This window comes from Sinorhizobium garamanticum, assembly GCF_029892065.1.
Lineage (GTDB): Bacteria > Pseudomonadota > Alphaproteobacteria > Rhizobiales > Rhizobiaceae > Sinorhizobium > Sinorhizobium garamanticum.
Genome location: NZ_CP120373.1, coordinates 1,160,020 through 1,172,374, shown reverse-complemented (window position 1 = coordinate 1,172,374; position 12,355 = coordinate 1,160,020). Strand labels below are relative to the sequence as shown.

The following is a 12,355-nucleotide window of genomic DNA, read 5'->3' as shown; positions in this document are numbered from 1 at the left end:
AAAATCCGGCGGCCGTGTAGATGCCCGATCCTGTGGTTAAGAAAGGGAAACTATTTGGTCCCATACATGCGGTCACCCGCATCACCCAGACCGGGCATGATGTAGCCCTTTTCGTTGAGGTGGCTGTCGATCGCGGCCGTAAAGATGGCGACATCCGGATGGGCGGACTGAAAGTTGCGGATGCCTTCCGGCGCCGCGAGCAGGCAGAGAAAGCGGATATTCTTCGCACCGCGCTCCTTCAGCTTGTCGATGGCGGCGATCGAGGAATTGCCGGTGGCGAGCATCGGGTCGACAACGATGACGAGACGCTCCGAGAGGCTTTCTGGCGCCTTGAAATAATACTCCACCGGCTGCAGCGTCTCATGGTCGCGATAGACGCCGATATGCGAGACGCGCGCCGAAGGCACGAGTTCCAGCATGCCTTCGAGCAGGCCGTTGCCGGCGCGCAGGATCGAGGCGAAGACGAGCTTCTTGCCCTCGAGAATGGGCGCGTCGGTCTCCATCATCGGCGTCTCGATGCGCTCCATGGTGAGTTCGAGGTCGCGCGTCACCTCGTAGCAAAGCAGCGTCGAGATTTCCTTAAGCAGCCTGCGAAAGCCTGCCGTCGACGTTTCCTTCTTGCGCATGATGGTCAGCTTGTGCTGCACAAGCGGATGATCGATCACTGTGACGCCGTTCATGGCTCTTCCCTCGAAATTTGCGTATCTGCCTCTTTTTCCATGGAAAGAGCCGAAGCTGCAAGGGTATTGCAGTGCTCTTTCCGGTCTTCCCCGATCGGAACGCTCAGAGAGCGGCCAACAGCATCTGCCTTGTCGGCTCGTCGACGAAGGCGGCCTCGATCGCCGTTCTCGTCATCCCGTTTATCTCGCTGTCCTCGAAACCCATGACCGTCGATGCGATGTCGTATTCCTGCGCCAGCGACGTGTGGAAGAACGGCGGATCGTCGGAGTTGAGCGTGACGCGGACACCAGCCGTGTACAGCGCCTTGAGCGGATGCGATGCGAAGTCCGGGAAGACCTTGAGCGAAATGTTGGAGCCGGGGCAGACTTCAAGAACGACGCCTTCGTCCGCCAGCCGCTTTACAAGGTCCTCGTCCTCGATCGCCCGCACACCGTGGCTGATCCGAGTTGGCCGCACGTGATCCAATGCGTCGCGCACGCTGAAAGCGCCGGAAAGTTCGCCGGCGTGAATCGTCAGCCCGAGGTCCGCGTCGCGGACGATATCGAAGGCGCGAGCAAATTCGGCAACGCTGTGCATCCTTTCCTCGCCCGCCAGATTGAAGCCGGTAACGAGCGGATGCCGCAGCCTGGCCGCATATTCTGCGGTCCTGATGACTGCCTCCGGCCCGAGGTGGCGGATGCCGGTGATCAGCATGCGCGATTCTATCCCGGTCTTCGCCTTCGCCGCATCCATGCCGGCGGCAAGACCTTCAATGTAGGCGTCAGCGCCGAGGCCGACCGTGTTGCCATGGTCCGGCGAAACAATGATCTCGCTGTAAATCGTGCCTGCTTCGGCGAGCTCGGTAAGGTAAGCCTCGGCCAGAAGCGCGTAGTCGCCTTCAGTCCGGAACAGCGATGCGACGCTGTCGTAGCACCTGACGAAACTGGTGAAATCGTCCCAGACATAGGCTTTGTCGCGGATGATCGCACTGGTATCGACCCCGTATTTTCTGGCCTGCCTCAACGCAAGTTCCGGCGGCGTTGCGCCCTCGATATGGCAATGCAGCTCGGCTTTCTTCAGATGAAAGGTCAAATGAGGCTTCTCCCATGCGGGCCCGGTGCGATGCCAAGGTGTCTGGCGACGGTCTCGCCGATATGCGCGAATGTGTTTGCGACGCCGAAGGAGCGGCTGCGCAAAGAGGGGCCGAACATCAGCACAGGCACGCGTTCGCGCGTGTGGTCGGTTCCCCGCCAGGTCGGGTCGCAACCGTGATCGGCCGTCAGGATGACGATATCGCCGGGTTTGAGGCGACGGTCGAGGTCCGGCAGGCGCTGATCGAAGGCTTCGAGCGCGGCGGCGTAACCCGGCACATCACGGCGATGACCATAGAGCATGTCGAAATCGACGAAGTTGGTGAAAACGAGATCGCCTTCCTCGGCCTCTTCGATCGCCGCGAGGCTCGCATCGAAAAGCGCCATGTTGCCATTGGCCTTGGTGAGCTTCGTCACGCCCTGATGCGCGAAGATATCGCCGATCTTGCCGACGGCATGCACCTTGCGTCCGGCCTCTTTCAGCCGGTCGAGAACGGTCGGCTCCGGCGGCAGCAGCACCGAATAGTCGCGACGGTTGCCGGTGCGAGTGAAATTTTGCGCATTGTCGCCGAGGAAGGGACGGGCGATGACGCGGCCGATATTGTAGTCGTCGACGAGCCGGCGGACCACCTGACAGAGTTCAAGCAACCGATCGAGCCCGAAGCTGTGCTCATGCGCGGCGATCTGGAAGACGGAATCGGACGACGTGTAGCAGATCGGTTTTCCGCTCTGCACATGCTCCTCGCCGAACCGGGCGATGATTTCGGTACCGGAGGCATGGCAGTTGCCGAGGATGCCGGGAATATCGCCCTCGCGGCAGATCGCCTCGACGAGCTCGGCGGGAAAGGCGTCTCCCTCCGAGGGGAAGTAGCCCCAGTCGAACATCACCGGCGTGCCGGCGATTTCCCAATGGCCGGATGGTGTGTCCTTGCCGCGCGAGGTTTCGCTGGCGGCGCCATAGACGCCGTAGACCCGCTCCGGCAGCGGCATGCCGGCGGGCAGGCGCCCGGTTGCGAGCTTCGCGGCATGCATCAGCCCGAGCGCGGACATATTCGGCAGTTGCAGCGGCCCTTCGCGCAGGCCCGCGCGATCACCGGCGCCGGCCGCGCAGAACTCGGCGATATGGCCGAGCGTATCAGCTCCAAGGTCGCCAAAGGCCTCCGCATCCGGCGCGCCGCCGATGCCGAAGGAATCGAGTACGAAAAGGAATGCACGCGCCATGAAACACCCGGTTATCCGGAGCGCGTCATGAGGAGCCGCGATCCGGTGCTGCTTGCTGCGCGGGTCTCACCCGCGCAATCCGGGAGGAATAGCGCGGCGAGGCGCGCATTGCAATTGACGCCGTCAAGCGGCCGTCAGCAGTCCGTGCATTTGATGGTGTCGCCAAAGCGCTGGCGATAATAGGACGTTTTTGAGAGATCGATCGTCTTCAACGTGCTGCTCTCGAGCCCCGGGGCGAAGAACAGGAGGTCGTGTGGCACGACCAGTTCCGTGCGTATGACGAAGGCGTTCACGGCGTCGAGTTCGGCAGGGACGGTGGCGGTCGAGTCGACCGCATAGGGCGTCGCGCCGTTCTGATCGCGCGACCATACGACTTTCCCGCTGGTCGTGCCGGTGACCTGTATGCCGGTGATCTTCAGCGTATAGCCCGAACCGTCGTAGGGCGCCATGATGCTCAGGGCGACATGCTTCATGTTGTCCAGCAGGGCTTTGTTGACGTCGGTCTGTTGGGAGACGATGTCAGCGACGGCGCTCGATGCACGCGCGACCTTGCGGGCCACGGTGAAACCGAGCGAGATCTCGAAGGATCCGATATAGAGCATGATCAGCAATGGCGCGATGATGGCAAATTCCACGCCGCCGACGCCGCGCCGGTCCCGAATGAGCGCTGACAATGATACCAAGGAGCGCCGAGCAACCGAAAATCCACGCAAGCGTCTCATGGCGTCCTCAGTAATCTTCGTTGCGGAAAGTGGCGGTTGCGACCATCAGGAAATCCCGCGGCATGCTGCTTCCGGCGGGGCGCAGGTCCGTGACATAGGGCCGGACGAGATCGGTGATCACCTCCCATCGGTAGTAGGCGCGTACCATCGTGAAGGCACCGGCACCTCCCGGCGCGAACTTGAACCCGCTGGTGTCGAGATCGGAGGATGAGGAAGAACCGACCCTCGGAACCGCGGGCGGAAATTGAGTGAGGTCGGTGATGTTGCGGACATCCAGATAGAGCTTGTCGCGCTCCGCCGCCTCGGTCGCCGAGCAGGGCATGAGGATGGCGATTTCGTCGCAAAAAGCCTGGCGGAATTGCGTTTCGGTCATGAAACCGGGCTTGCTGCTGTCGTCGAAGGTAATTTCACCGGTGCGGATTTTTCGCGCCAGCGTGTCCGTCGCGTTGGCGAGCAGTTGCTCGCCGGCAAAGGCAACGAAAGTTTCGATCGATGCGAAGACGATGACGAAGAAAGGGAGAGCCAGGAGTGCGAATTCGATCGCCGTCGCGCCCTTCCTGTCACCAAGAAGGCGGCGAAACGGGCCGCGAAGTGCGCGGCTCTTCCAGAATGATGTCTTTCGCTCAGTCGTCATATAGCGCCGTTCCGTCATGCAACGTCCGATCGGCGAAAAATAAAGCGGGATCGTTGAAATTTCGTTTGCAACGATCGGAAGAATTTTAGCGATCTTGAATTTTTCAATCGCGCTAGTTTGCGCTTGCAGCCGATACCTGGCGTTCGGCATGACGCTCGCAATTGGGCGTGCAGGAAAGGACCGTACGCGAAGTTTGTTTGTAAACCCGTACGGTATTGCCTTCGTCGATCGATACCAGAATGCGTTCGTCGACAATGGCGTTCCCGTCCTGGTCAAGGATCACCAGATTGGTCGTGCCGAAGTTGCGCCCCGTCAGCACGATCGTCTTCGAGTCCGCCACCGTCGCATCGGCGACTTCAGAATTGCCGATGATCACCTTGCTCACCGGCCGGTCGAGCTTCAGTACGCGCGCGTGATCCATGTAAACGCGCATCATCTGTTCCTCAGCATGCGTGGCAACCGGCGCGAGCGCAGCGCTGGCGAATGTGAGCGTGACGATCCACTTGTGCGGGAGGAACGTGTCCATGGTGTTTCCTAATGAGATATCTGGCGCATCTTCGCGTCTTTTGGTGAATGAAACGTTACGTGGATGCGCGGTGATTTAAGGCATCCCTTTCTCGAACATTTACCCAAGAAAGCGGGATCGTCGCTTAACTTCACGGTAACCGGTTTCCTTAAGCCGATGGCAATTCGCTCCCTGTAGCGTCCTCACATCCGATCAACGGCAACAGTTGGCGGAAGTGCTGACAACAAACCACGTGAAGTAGGAGAAATCACCATGAAGACCATTTTCGCTCGCCTGATGAAGGACGAGTCGGGCGCGACGGCAATCGAATACGGCCTGATCGCGGCTCTGATCTCCGTCGCTCTGATCACCGGTGCGACGTCGCTTGGCGGAACGCTGAACACGCTCTTTGTCGATTTGGGCGGCAAGATGACCACCGCTGAAAAGGCGTTCTAAGCTGCGGCAATAATCAGTCAGCTACGAATGCGAATGGCCGCTTTAACTGGAATGGCTTCGTGTCATCCGACCTGCGGCAAGGGTGTTTGGTGGAAGTACTGAACAACAAGTGAAGTAGGAGAATCACCATGAAGACGATTTTCGCTCGCCTGCTGAAGGACGAATCCGGTGCGACGGCAATCGAATACGGCCTGATCGCAGCTCTCATCTCTGTTGCTCTGGTCGCCGGCGCAACTACGCTCGGCGGACAGCTGAACACGCTCTTTGTCGATCTCGGTGGCAAGATGACCACCGCCGAAACCGCGTTCTAAGCAACGGCAACCATTAAGCTATGAGTGCGGAGAGTCGCTTCTTCTGGAGCGGCTCTCCTGTTAATGGAAGCCGTATTGAGGCTGCGCCGACCGACGGTGACGAATTTTAGAGGGAATGAACAGCAGCATGCGTTCGTTCCGATGGAGATGACGTCATGATAGTCGCATGCATTTTGGTCATTTTTCCGTTTTGTCTCACCTTTGCGGCTTTCACCGATCTCTTCACAATGACGATTCCGAACCGGGTGTCCGGTATTTTGCTTTGCGCTTTCGTTGTCGTTGCGCCGCTCGCCGGGCTCGGTGTTGGACAGATGGGAATTCACATCATGGCGGCGACTTTGGTTTTCGCCGTATGTTTTTGCCTTTTTGCTCTTAAGGTTATGGGCGGTGGCGATGCCAAGCTTTTGACCGCGAGCGCCATCTGGTTCGGCCTCAACCTGTCGCTCGTGGAGTTCCTTCTTTACGTGTCCATTTTTGGTGGCATGCTGACACTCGCCGTTCTGCTCCTCAGAAAGCAGGAGAACACGATCCTCGCCACCGGCATCCCGGTGCCGGCCCTGCTTCTGACTGCCAAGAAGATCCCGTACGGCATAGCCATCGCGCTTGGCGCCTTTGCAGCCTATCCCTCATCGCCGCTGATGCAGGCCGCGTTCGCGCGGCTTTCGTAAAAGCCCGTCTGCCGTTCGCGCGATCGATCCGCGCAAGCATTCGTTAACCACGTCCGTATCCCGCTCGTTAACCATAATTACACCAATTCCTGATCAATCTGGCCAAGGGGCATTCTTGGGGCTTGGGGACGATCATGAAACCGGTGCGCATCATCATTCTGGCGGTGGCCGTGATCTCGGCTGCCATGGCCGGGCTGCTCGCGATGAAGCTGACCCGTGGCCCCGGACCGCAAATCGCCGAACCGGTTATCGAGCAGGCGCCGACGGTCAATGTGCTGGTCGCCAGCAAGAGCCTGCCAGTCGGTTCGCGGCTTGGGGCAGACTCGATCCATTGGATGGCCTGGCCGAAAGACGGCATGGTCGAAGGACTGATTACTGAGGAAAACCGTCCGGGCGCGGTGGACGACCTTTCAGGTGCCGTCGTGCGGCTGCCGATCTTTACTGGCGAGCCGGTACGACAGGAAAAGATCGCTGATCCTTCGAACCGCATCATGTCGTCGCTTCTTCCTGCAGGCAAGCGGGCGGTCGCGACGGAAATCACCGTTGCGACTGGCGCGGGCGGCTTCATCCTTCCGAACGACCGCGTCGACGTCATCATGGTGCGCAAGTCCGAGAACGACGGCGTCTACCTGACCGAGACGGTGCTCAGCAACGTCCGGGTGCTGGCGATCGATCAGCAGGTCGAAGAGAAGGACGACGGTTCGAAATCGGTCGTCGGTACGACCGCGACACTGGAACTGACGCCCGATCAATCCAAGGTCATGACCGTTGCACAGCAGATGGCCGAGCGCATTTCGCTGGCGCTTCGCAGCGTCGCCGATGCGCAGGAGGCCGATACGAACGCTGCCGACTATCTTTTGAGCGGTGACGGCCAGCCGAGCATTCAGCTCATCAAATCGGGCTCCATCGTCAAGAGCGACGGTGTCGCAGTCCAGAACCAGAAATAGAGATCGAACGGGGCGCAAGGTGAAGCGGAACGGAAACATATTGCGGACGTCGATCGCAGCCGGTCTGTCGTTCTGCCTGACCTTCTCGGGCATGACGTTGCCGGTGGCGCCTGCCGCGGAGGCGGCCGCATCGTCGGTCGTGAGAATCGCAAACAGCGGTCCGGGCGTAAAAAAAACAATCAGTCTGGGCCTTAACAAGGCCGTCGTCGTCGATCTCCCGACGGATGCTCATGATATCCTGGTGGCCGATCCGTCGCTCGCCGATGCCGTCACCCGCACCTCCCGGCGCATCTATCTGTTCGGCAAGGCCGTCGGACAGACGAACATTTTTGTGTTCGGGCCGAACGGCGAGGAAATCATCAGTCTCGATATAGCGGTCGAGCGCGATGTCGCCGGCCTCGAGGCGAATCTCCGCCGCTTCATTCCGGATGCGGATATCAATGTCGAAATCATCTCCGACAACGTCGTCCTGACTGGTACGGTCCGCACCCCGCTCGACTCCACCAAAGCCGTCGAATTGGCGCAGGCCTTCCTCAAAGGCGGTGAGGCGACGACGCGCAACATCACCGCACAGGGCAACAACGGCGATGCGGATATTTTCGCCGAAGACCGCCAGACCTCCCAGATCGTCAACCTGCTGACGATCGAGGGTGACGACCAAGTAACGCTGAAAGTCACCGTGGCCGAGGTCAGCAGGCAGGTGTTGAAGCAGCTTGGCTTCAACGGCAGCGTCGGGGATGGCGAAAGCGGCATTGGTTTTCGCAACCCTGCCAATCTAGGTGACGCAGTTGGCGTGTTCGCCAATGCGGCCATCAAGGGGTCTATCGGCGGTACCACGATATCGAGCTATATCAACGCGATGGAACAGGCTGGAGTCATGAGAACTCTCGCCGAACCAAGCCTGACGGCCATTTCCGGTCAGGAAGCAAAATTTTATGTCGGGGGAGAATTTCGCCTCGCCGGCGTCCAGGAAGTCGCTGGCAAGGACGGCAGCGTTGAAGTTAAGCGCGAAGTGAATGACGTCGAATACGGCATTCGTTTGAATTTCAAGCCCGTGGTTCTTGGGCCGGGTCGTATTAGCCTTCAGGTTGAGACGGATGTGTCGGAGCCGACCTACGAGGGTTCGGTTGTGACCGGCAACAACTGGGGTAGCAACAATCCCGGTGTCCCCGGCAATACTTTCCTCGGCATTCGCCGGCGCGAAGCCTCGACCAGCGTCGAACTGCCCTCGGGCGGATCGATCGTCATCGCCGGTCTCGTGCAAGACAATATCCGCCAGGCGATGTCGGGCCTGCCGGCTGCATCGAAGATCCCGATCCTCGGCACGCTGTTCCGCAGCAAGGATTTCCAACGCAACGAGACGGAGCTCGTCATCATCGCGACGCCCTACCTGGTGCGGCCGGTCGCCCGCAGCGCGATTTCGCGTCCCGACGACAATTTCAATCCGGCCAACGATCTCGAGAGCTTCTTTCTCGGCCGCGTGAACCGGATCTACGGACGCCCGGAGGCGCCGGCGCCTGTCGGTCGCTATCACGGCAACGTCGGCTTCATCTACAAATAGGTCGGGTCATGAACAAGCGAAACACAACGCAGAACAGTCCTGAAAGGCAGACCCGGATGTTCCTCGACCGAAGCCGTCTTCCCGCCCGCTCGACGGGTCGCGTGGTAGCGCTCGCCATCGTTGCCGGGCTACTTGCAAGCTGCGGCACCAAGGACAAGCTGGCGACCGGCGCGATCCCCGATGACTACCGCACACGGCACCCCATCGTCATCGCCGAGGCCGAGCGGACGATCGACATTCCTGTCGCATCCGGCGACACGCGGTTGCCCCAAGGGACGCGCGACGTCATCCGTGGGTTTGCCGCGGAGTATCGCAACGCGTCGAGCGGCGTCATCCAGATCATGCTGCCGCGCGGATCGGCCAACAGCCATGCCGCCCAAATCGTCCGTAAGGATATCCGCCGTCAGCTGGCGGCGGTTGGTGTGCCGGCGAAGAGGGTGATCGAAACCGGCTATGAAGCGGGTGCAACCGGCGACGCGGCGCCCATTCGCCTGAGCTATGTCGCGATTGCCGCGCAGACCGCACCCTGCGGGGAGTGGCCGGAGGATCTGACGCTCAATACGCTCCAAAACCGCAACTACTACAACTTCGGTTGCGCCACGCAGTCCAATCTCGCCGCCCAGATCGCGCACCCGACGGACCTCATTGGCCCGCGCCAGATGTCGCCGATCGATGCCGTGCAGCGTGGTCAAGTGATCAACTCCTGGCGCGGCACGGACACGGGCGACGGCGGCACGACAATCATCTTCAATTGATGGGTCCCCAAGGAAAAGCGATGAGCGCCATTGAATACAGCATAGACAGCGGCGGGGCAGCGGAATTTTCCGCCGACGCAGCGCGCCCGGGCGACCTCGACCAGCTGAGACCGCTGCCGCGCATCTCGATCCATGCGTTCTGCGAGAGCGACGCCGTGCAGCGGCTCATGGAGCGCTGCGGTCAGGATCGCCGCATGGCGAAGGTCAGTCTTCGGATCACCGGCGGCAGCATTGCTGCCGCCGCCAACATGTTCGCCAGCGTATCCACCCCAAACCTGATCATCCTGGAAACCGGCACCGAACCGCGCTCGTTGCTCGCCGAACTCCTGCCCTTGGCGGAAGTCTGCGATCCGAGCACCAAGGTGATCATCATCGGCCGCCACAACGACATCGCGCTCTATCGTGATCTGATCCGCCACGGTATCTCCGAGTACATGGTGGCCCCGGTGTCGATGGCGGATGTCCTGGCGGCCGTTTCGGCGATCTTCGTTGACCCAGAGGCCGAGCCTTTGGGTCGCAGCCTTGCTTTCATCGGTGCGAAGGGTGGCTGCGGCTCGTCGATCATCGCCCACAATTGCGCCTGGGGCATTTCCAATCTGTTTTCGACAGAGACAATTCTCGCCGATCTCGACCTGCCTTATGGAACGGCGAATATCGATTTCGATCAGGATCCGCCGCAGGGCATTTCGGAAGCGGTCTTTGCGCCCGACAGACTGGACGAGGTCTTCCTCGACCGTCTTCTGACGAAATGTTCCGAGCATTTGTCGTTGCTCGCCGCACCTTCGATGCTCGATCGCGCTTACGACTTCGAGGCGGGCGCCTTCCATCCGATCCTCGAAATTCTGCAGCGCAGCGCGCCCGTCTCGGTCCTTGACGTGCCGCATGTCTGGTCTGATTGGGCACGCTCGGTTCTGGCCGAGGCCGACGAGGTGGTCGTCACGGCCGTTCCGGATCTCGCCAGCCTCAGAAACACCAAGAACCTCTTCGACGCGCTGAAGAAAATTCGTCCGAACGACAAGGCGCCGCACCTGATCTTGAACCAGGTGGGCATGCCGAAGCGACCGGAAATCGCGCCGAACGAGTACTGCGAGTCGCTCGAGCTGGAGGCCGCCGCCATCATCCCCTTCGACGCGGTTCTCTTCGGCAACGCTTCCAACAGCGGACGTATGATCGCGGAAATCGACAAGAAGTCTCCGGTCGCAGAGACCTTCTCGCAACTCGCGCATCTCCTGACTGGACGCGCGACGATCAAGAAGGCGCGCAAGGGGGGACTCGGCAAGGTGCTTGCCCGGCTCCGCGGGCGGTAGGCAATGAAGCAACCGGATTGAATTGATGTTTGGAAAGCGCGGAAATGAAGGTTTTGGCAAGGCTGGCGTAACGAGCCCCGTGGTTCCGCTGCCCATGCCGGCTGCGCAGCCGATTGCTGCAGAGCGACCGGTAGCACCCGTCCTCGCCGAACCCGTTGTCGCCCCGGTCCGTCCGCAGCCGGCGGCTCCGCCGGCGCGGCGGCGCGCGGCCAGGGACGAGGACTATTACGACACCAAATCGCAGGTCTTTTCCGCGCTGATCGACACGATCGACCTCTCGCAGCTCTCAAAGCTCGACACCGAAAGTGCGCGCGAAGAAATTCGCGATATCGTCAACGATATCATCACCATCAAGAATTTCGCGATGTCGATCGCCGAGCAGGAGGAACTGCTCGACGACATATGCAACGACGTGCTTGGATATGGGCCGCTGGAGCCGCTGCTTGCGCGCGACGATATCGCCGACATCATGGTCAATGGTGCCGGCCAGACCTTCATCGAAGTCGGCGGCAAGGTTCAGGAATCGGAAGTCCGCTTTCGCGACAACTCGCAATTGCTGTCGATCTGCCAGCGTATCGTGAGCCAGGTGGGCCGCCGCGTCGACGAATCGAGCCCCATCTGCGACGCGCGCCTGCCCGATGGATCGCGCGTCAACGTCATCGCACCGCCCTTGGCGATCGATGGCACGGCGCTCACGATCCGCAAGTTCAAGAAAGACAAGCTGACGCTGGAACAACTGGTGCGCTTCGGATCGATCACGCCGGAGGGCGCGGTCCTCCTTCAGATCATCGGCCGCGTCCGCTGCAACATCGTCATTTCCGGCGGCACCGGTTCGGGTAAGACGACGCTGCTCAATTGTCTCACGCGCTATATCGACAGCGACGAGCGGGTCATCACCTGCGAGGATTCGGCCGAACTGCAACTGCAGCAGCCGCACGTGGTGCGCCTCGAAACCCGTCCGCCCAACATCGAGGGCGAGGGCGAGATCACCATGCGTGACCTGATCAAGAACTGCCTGCGCATGCGCCCCGAGCGCATCATCGTCGGCGAAGTGCGCGGTCCGGAGGTCTTCGACCTGTTGCAGGCGATGAACACCGGTCACGACGGTTCGATGGGCACGATCCACGCCAACACACCGCGGGAGTGCCTGAGCCGCATGGAATCGATGATTGCCATGGGCGGCTACACGCTGCCGGCGAAGACCGTTCGGGAAATCATCGCGGGCTCGGTCGATGTCATCATCCAGGCCTCACGCCTGCGCGACGGATCGCGCCGGATCACGCACGTCACCGAAGTGGTCGGCATGGAAGGCGACGTGATCATCACGCAGGACCTGATGCGCTACGAGATGGACGGCGAGGACGCCAATGGCCGGATCATCGGCCGGCACGTTTCGACCGGCATCGGCCGGCCGCATTTCTGGGACCGCGCGCGCTATTTCAACGAGGACAAGCGGCTCGCCGCGACGCTCGACGCGATGGAAAAGAACTAGAGCGGCAGGGCGAAGAGTTGCTTCG

At 60.7% G+C, this 12,355-nt stretch carries 14 protein-coding genes; 8 read left to right on the top strand and 6 right to left on the bottom strand.

Features of this window, described 5'->3' with window-relative positions:
* Nucleotides 1-50 precede the first annotated feature (50 nt).
* From upp to PZN02_RS05595, 6 genes are all read right to left on the bottom strand, one after another.
* Complete coding sequence (gene upp / locus PZN02_RS05620) at nt 51-680, bottom strand: uracil phosphoribosyltransferase (RefSeq protein ID WP_280660617.1); 630 nt, start codon at nt 678-680, stop codon at nt 51-53.
* Between the two features lie 103 nt (nt 681-783).
* Entirely contained in the window at nt 784-1,752 is a 969-nt protein-coding gene (locus PZN02_RS05615; protein ID WP_280660616.1) for an adenosine deaminase, read from the bottom strand.
* Nucleotides 1,749-2,972 carry a phosphopentomutase gene (locus PZN02_RS05610; RefSeq protein ID WP_280660615.1) on the bottom strand — a complete coding sequence of 408 codons (1,224 nt, stop codon included), beginning with the start codon at nt 2,970-2,972 and terminating at the stop codon, nt 1,749-1,751. The genes PZN02_RS05615 and PZN02_RS05610 overlap by 4 nt, the downstream gene beginning before the upstream one ends.
* Nucleotides 2,973-3,106: 134 nt before the next feature.
* Nucleotides 3,107-3,694 (bottom strand): TadE/TadG family type IV pilus assembly protein, encoded by a 588-nt coding sequence (locus PZN02_RS05605; RefSeq protein ID WP_280660614.1) that lies wholly within the window; start codon nt 3,692-3,694, stop codon nt 3,107-3,109.
* Nucleotides 3,695-3,701: 7 nt separating this feature from the next.
* Nucleotides 3,702-4,328 carry a TadE/TadG family type IV pilus assembly protein gene (locus tag PZN02_RS05600; RefSeq protein WP_280660613.1) on the bottom strand — a complete coding sequence of 209 codons (627 nt, stop codon included), beginning with the start codon at nt 4,326-4,328 and terminating at the stop codon, nt 3,702-3,704.
* Between the two features lie 112 nt (nt 4,329-4,440).
* Nucleotides 4,441-4,854 (bottom strand): pilus assembly protein N-terminal domain-containing protein, encoded by a 414-nt coding sequence (locus PZN02_RS05595; RefSeq protein ID WP_280660612.1) that lies wholly within the window; start codon nt 4,852-4,854, stop codon nt 4,441-4,443.
* Nucleotides 4,855-5,106: 252 nt separating this feature from the next.
* Here PZN02_RS05595 and PZN02_RS05590 point away from each other — a divergent pair, with 252 nt between their 5' ends.
* The 8 genes from PZN02_RS05590 (at nt 5,107) to PZN02_RS05555 (ending at nt 12,330) form a co-directional block, all read left to right on the top strand.
* The gene (locus PZN02_RS05590; RefSeq protein WP_280660611.1) at nt 5,107-5,289 is read left to right on the top strand and encodes a Flp family type IVb pilin; all 183 of its coding nucleotides are present in this window, start codon (nt 5,107-5,109) and stop codon (nt 5,287-5,289) included.
* 128 nt (nt 5,290-5,417) lie between these two features.
* Nucleotides 5,418-5,600 (top strand): Flp family type IVb pilin, encoded by a 183-nt coding sequence (locus PZN02_RS05585; RefSeq protein WP_280660610.1) that lies wholly within the window; start codon nt 5,418-5,420, stop codon nt 5,598-5,600.
* 155 nt (nt 5,601-5,755) lie between these two features.
* The gene (locus tag PZN02_RS05580; RefSeq protein ID WP_280660609.1) at nt 5,756-6,268 is read left to right on the top strand and encodes an A24 family peptidase; all 513 of its coding nucleotides are present in this window, start codon (nt 5,756-5,758) and stop codon (nt 6,266-6,268) included.
* Nucleotides 6,269-6,402: 134 nt separating this feature from the next.
* Entirely contained in the window at nt 6,403-7,215 is an 813-nt protein-coding gene (gene cpaB / locus PZN02_RS05575; RefSeq protein WP_280660608.1) for a Flp pilus assembly protein CpaB, read from the top strand.
* A gap of 91 nt (nt 7,216-7,306) precedes the next feature.
* The gene (locus tag PZN02_RS05570; RefSeq protein ID WP_280661395.1) at nt 7,307-8,776 is read left to right on the top strand and encodes a type II and III secretion system protein family protein; all 1,470 of its coding nucleotides are present in this window, start codon (nt 7,307-7,309) and stop codon (nt 8,774-8,776) included.
* 56 nt (nt 8,777-8,832) lie between these two features.
* Nucleotides 8,833-9,531: a CpaD family pilus assembly protein gene (locus PZN02_RS05565; RefSeq protein ID WP_280660607.1), complete on the top strand. Its 699-nt coding sequence runs from the start codon at nt 8,833-8,835 to the stop codon at nt 9,529-9,531.
* A 20-nt stretch (nt 9,532-9,551) separates the two neighbouring features.
* Nucleotides 9,552-10,838 (top strand): CpaE/TadZ family protein, encoded by a 1,287-nt coding sequence (locus PZN02_RS05560; RefSeq protein WP_280660606.1) that lies wholly within the window; start codon nt 9,552-9,554, stop codon nt 10,836-10,838.
* A gap of 25 nt (nt 10,839-10,863) precedes the next feature.
* Nucleotides 10,864-12,330 carry a TadA family conjugal transfer-associated ATPase gene (locus tag PZN02_RS05555; RefSeq protein ID WP_280660605.1) on the top strand — a complete coding sequence of 489 codons (1,467 nt, stop codon included), beginning with the start codon at nt 10,864-10,866 and terminating at the stop codon, nt 12,328-12,330.
* Nucleotides 12,331-12,355 lie beyond the last annotated feature (25 nt).

Excerpts from the sequence above, each read along its gene's own strand:
- PZN02_RS05580 (WP_280660609.1), top strand. The coding sequence starts at position 5,756 with ATGATAGTCGCATGCATTTTGGTCATTTTTCCGTTTTGTCTCACCTTT.
- cpaB (WP_280660608.1), top strand. The coding sequence starts at position 6,403 with ATGAAACCGGTGCGCATCATCATTCTGGCGGTGGCCGTGATCTCGGCT.
- PZN02_RS05565 (WP_280660607.1), top strand. The coding sequence starts at position 8,833 with ATGTTCCTCGACCGAAGCCGTCTTCCCGCCCGCTCGACGGGTCGCGTG.
- upp (WP_280660617.1), bottom strand. The coding sequence starts at position 680 with ATGAACGGCGTCACAGTGATCGATCATCCGCTTGTGCAGCACAAGCTG.
- PZN02_RS05560 (WP_280660606.1), top strand. The coding sequence starts at position 9,552 with ATGAGCGCCATTGAATACAGCATAGACAGCGGCGGGGCAGCGGAATTT.
- PZN02_RS05590 (WP_280660611.1), top strand. The coding sequence starts at position 5,107 with ATGAAGACCATTTTCGCTCGCCTGATGAAGGACGAGTCGGGCGCGACG.
- PZN02_RS05595 (WP_280660612.1), bottom strand. The coding sequence starts at position 4,854 with ATGGACACGTTCCTCCCGCACAAGTGGATCGTCACGCTCACATTCGCC.
- PZN02_RS05610 (WP_280660615.1), bottom strand. The coding sequence starts at position 2,972 with ATGGCGCGTGCATTCCTTTTCGTACTCGATTCCTTCGGCATCGGCGGC.
- PZN02_RS05555 (WP_280660605.1), top strand. The coding sequence starts at position 10,864 with ATGTTTGGAAAGCGCGGAAATGAAGGTTTTGGCAAGGCTGGCGTAACG.
- PZN02_RS05585 (WP_280660610.1), top strand. The coding sequence starts at position 5,418 with ATGAAGACGATTTTCGCTCGCCTGCTGAAGGACGAATCCGGTGCGACG.
- PZN02_RS05605 (WP_280660614.1), bottom strand. The coding sequence starts at position 3,694 with ATGAGACGCTTGCGTGGATTTTCGGTTGCTCGGCGCTCCTTGGTATCA.
- PZN02_RS05570 (WP_280661395.1), top strand. The coding sequence starts at position 7,307 with ATGACGTTGCCGGTGGCGCCTGCCGCGGAGGCGGCCGCATCGTCGGTC.
- PZN02_RS05600 (WP_280660613.1), bottom strand. The coding sequence starts at position 4,328 with ATGACGACTGAGCGAAAGACATCATTCTGGAAGAGCCGCGCACTTCGC.